Here is a 3,656-nt window from a genome sequence, read left to right as displayed (position 1 = left end):
GTGTGGGGTGTGGGGAGAATAAATAAAAATAATCTCCTGAATCCTGTCTCCTGTCTCCTGAATCCTGAATCCTGCTTCCTGAATAAAGATTGTTGATTTTTGCCGGAGGTCTAATCAAGAAACCGAGGTTATTTGGTAAGCTAAAACAGTAATCTTGACCCCCGAATGCCCGTGCTGATCAGTGTTGTCATCCCTACCTACAATCGCCAAGCAATCTTAAAAAAATGTTTACTCGCCCTAGAAAATCAGCGTTTAACCGATAATAAGGTGGAAAACTACGAAATAGTCCTTGTCGATGATGGCTCTACCGATGGGACGATCGCTTGGCTAGAAACTCAAAAGGCTAATTTACCCCATTTGCAACTGTGGCAACAGGATCACGGCGGACCAGCGATCGCTAGGAATCTGGGGGTAGAAAAAGCTCGTGGTGATACAATTATTTTTATCGATAGCGATCTGGTAGTGACAGAAAATTTTTTGCAAGCCCACGCCGACGCTTTAACTGCTGGAGCAGCCAGTCTTGGCAGCGATCGCTTATTTACCTACGGCAGCGTCATTAATACCTGTAACTTCGAGCATCCCAGCAGTGAACCCTATAAAATCACCGATTTCTCCGCTGCCTATTTTGCCACGGGCAACGTGGCGATCGCAAAAAACTGGTTATTAGCAGCGGGGTTATTTGATACTCAGTTTCGACTCTACGGTTGGGAAGACTTGGAATTAGGGGTGAGATTGAAGCAATTGGGACTAAAATTAATTAAATGTCCTGAAGCGGTCGGTTATCATTGGCATCCCCCCTTTAATCTCGCTCAAATTCCCAATCTCATCGATAAGGAAATTCAACGGGGACGAATGGGAGTGCTTTTCTATCAAAAACATCCCACTTGGGAAGTGCGGATGATGATTCAAATGACTTGGATTCACCGACTTTTGTGGGGTTTACTTTCCCTAGGCGGAACCCTGAATGAACGCAGCCTCTCCCCGCTGTTACAATGGTTAATTGATCGAGGTAAACCCCAATTAGCCCTAGAAATTGCCCGCATTTTTCTCAATTGGTACAACGTGCGCGGCGTTTATCAAGCTTATCGGGAAATGCAGCCTCAGTGAAATGTCTTGCCAAACACCGATGCGGTGTGACAGGATCGAGCATCGACAACCAACTCCCTAAAACCAGAGACTTTGTACCTCACCATATTTGCCGAGAAAAAACTTAATATTTTCTTTCTTTTTTTGATAATTGCTGCCACAATCAAAAGCAATCGGCATAGAGAGCGGCGGATTACAAGTAAATTTTCCTAGAGGAGGAATCCCATAATGAGTATCGTCGATATTTTAATCGGTTTTGTCGGTGGAGGTGCGATCGGGGGTGGGGCTTTATATGCCCTGCAAGAGGGAAAAATCAGGGAAGCACGGCAAAAACAGGGTAAAATTCGGGCGGATTTAGGTAAAACCGAAGCGGAGTTAGAAGATACCAAAGGAGAGTTAAAACGACTCGAACTCTCCCAAGAACGGATGGGAAATATCGAAGCCGCCTATAGAGAAGAAGTGGCTAAATTACAAAAAGAGTTAGAAGACAGCCAAGGACGTTTACAAGAGGTAGCCGGCGCAAATCCAGTTCAAGCCATGGAAGTTGCCTATAAAACCCAAATTCAGGAACTTGAACAGGAATACGAGACTAAAATCGAGGAATTGCGCCAAAGCTATCAAAGTCAAATTCGAGAGATTATCGACGGCAAGCAAGCAGAAATGGAAGCCCTGCGTCAAAGTCAACAGGCGCAGATTCTAGAATTAGAAAAGGGCTATCAGTGGCAAATTCAACAACTAGAACAGAGTTATCAAAGCCAACTGTTAGAACTACAAAACGACACCCAAACAATCCAACCTGGGGAAGAAATCAATCCTTTTGATGGTTTTATCACCGAAGAAACCCTAGGATTGGAGCCAGAATTTGCTCCCGAAACGCTGCTAGAAGCCACAGTTTCTGAACCAGAATTCGTCAGTGAAATCAATACTTTTGATGGTTTTATCACTGAAGAAAATCTAGATTTGGCATCGGAATTCACTCCTGAGATGGAGATGTTTGACGAAGAGGAAGAAACTAGAATGATCGGTAGCCTAGAAGAATTATCGGGTAATTACGATCAGATCTACAGTCAAGAAACCGTTGGCAGTGACACGGGTTTCCCTGATTTATTAGCCACCGACTCAGAAAAATTCGCCGCTGCCCCAAATTCTCTAGATGACTTATTTGCCGATATTACTGACAGCAATAGCCCAGAATTATTCGATCCTTTTGCTGCAGAAACCCCTAAAGTTGAATCTAACCGCCAAAATGTTGCTTCTGTTCCGAGTTACCAAGAGGAACTAGATTTCTTCAGTATGTGGGATGATGAAGGAGTGGGCGATCTAGAATCCCTGCCTTCTGAGGAAGAATTTCCCCTTGATGATCTATTTAGCGATGATTTATTCTCCGATGGAGATAATACCAAAACCACGATGCCAGAATCTCATCAGTAGGTGGATTGCCCGCTATGAAGGCAACAGAATTTCTTCCCCACCCGATTTCTGGCTTCCGACCTTGCTCTGTTAGCCTTGGGTTTAGTGGGTGTTGGTTTGAGAAAAAGAGTTTAACCTTTAGATAGTAGATGATAGGTTGGCCTATGGGATAATACCATGAAACTAATCTACTCACTTAAAGCAACCAACAGGGAGAAATCTAGATATTAGGTAAAGTTACGTCAATGGTCGTTGGAGCAATAAGGGTGGCAACGAAATTCAAGGAACTGTAGCCCGTCCCTAGCAGATTTGACATTTTCTCAATCGGGACACAAGGGATAAAAACTTAGTAAGGGCCATAATTACCCCTTGCCAAGGGGAATTTTTTGACTGGAAAACCAATGTTCGCCGTTGGGGCAGCCAATATCCCTTCAATGGAACCTGTGGCCAGAAAAATTGGAAAAACAGCCCTGGGGTTTCTCGCGAGTGCTATAAAGGAAATAGTCATTTTGATCGCCTACTCGTCCTAACTATGCCGCGCACTCAACGTAACGATAATTTTATTGATAAATCCTTTACCGTCATGGCGGATATCATTTTAAAGATGCTCCCCGCCGATAAAAAAGCCAAGGAAGCCTTTGTTTATTATCGCGATGGGATGTCTGCCCAAGCTGACGGTGAATACGCCGAAGCCCTCGATAATTACTATGAAGCTTTAACATTAGAAGAGGATCCTAATGATCGCAGTTATATCCTCTACAATATCGGCATTATCCACGCTAGTAACGGCGAGCATGAAAAGGCCTTAGAATACTACGAAGAAGCTATCCGACTTAATCCCAGAATGCCCTCCGCCTTGAATAATATCGCTGTTATTTACCATTTTCAAGGGGAAAAAGCCAGAGAAGACGGACAACAGGCCGAAGCGGAAGCACTCTACGACAAAGCGGCAGAATACTGGAAACAAGCCATCCGATTAGCCCCCAATAACTACATTGAAGCCCAAAACTGGCTGAAAATTACCGGGCGCTCGGAAATTGATGTTTTCTTTTAAATTGAGGAGTCGCTCGTCGGTCGTTAGGAGACGGGAAACGGGAAACGGGAGATTATTTTTATTTATTCTCCCCACACCCTACACCCCACACCCTACACCCTACACC

At 44.2% G+C, this 3,656-nt stretch carries 3 protein-coding genes; all 3 read left to right on the top strand.

What is annotated here, in order from left to right:
* The first annotated feature begins 165 nt into the window (after positions 1–165).
* The 3 genes from IQ224_RS22565 (at position 166) to IQ224_RS22555 (ending at position 3,550) form a co-directional block, all read left to right on the top strand.
* Entirely contained in the window at positions 166–1,107 is a 942-nt protein-coding gene (locus IQ224_RS22565) for a glycosyltransferase family 2 protein (RefSeq protein WP_036402613.1), read from the top strand.
* 207 nt (positions 1,108–1,314) lie between these two features.
* Complete coding sequence (locus IQ224_RS22560) at positions 1,315–2,517, top strand: hypothetical protein (RefSeq protein WP_194033515.1); 1,203 nt, start codon at positions 1,315–1,317, stop codon at positions 2,515–2,517.
* A 511-nt stretch (positions 2,518–3,028) separates the two neighbouring features.
* A complete protein-coding gene (locus tag IQ224_RS22555) occupies positions 3,029–3,550 on the top strand; it encodes a photosystem I assembly protein Ycf3 (protein WP_002747890.1) in 522 nt (173 codons plus the stop codon).
* Positions 3,551–3,656 lie beyond the last annotated feature (106 nt).

The organism is Microcystis sp. LEGE 00066 (genome assembly GCF_015207925.1).
In the GTDB taxonomy this organism is placed as follows: domain Bacteria; phylum Cyanobacteriota; class Cyanobacteriia; order Cyanobacteriales; family Microcystaceae; genus Microcystis; species Microcystis ichthyoblabe_A.
Note: the sequence above shows the minus strand (reverse complement) of the source record. Positions and strands in the feature narration are given on the sequence as shown.

Excerpts from the sequence above, each read along its gene's own strand:
- IQ224_RS22565 (WP_036402613.1), top strand. The coding sequence starts at position 166 with ATGCCCGTGCTGATCAGTGTTGTCATCCCTACCTACAATCGCCAAGCA.
- IQ224_RS22555 (WP_002747890.1), top strand. The coding sequence starts at position 3,029 with ATGCCGCGCACTCAACGTAACGATAATTTTATTGATAAATCCTTTACC.
- IQ224_RS22560 (WP_194033515.1), top strand. The coding sequence starts at position 1,315 with ATGAGTATCGTCGATATTTTAATCGGTTTTGTCGGTGGAGGTGCGATC.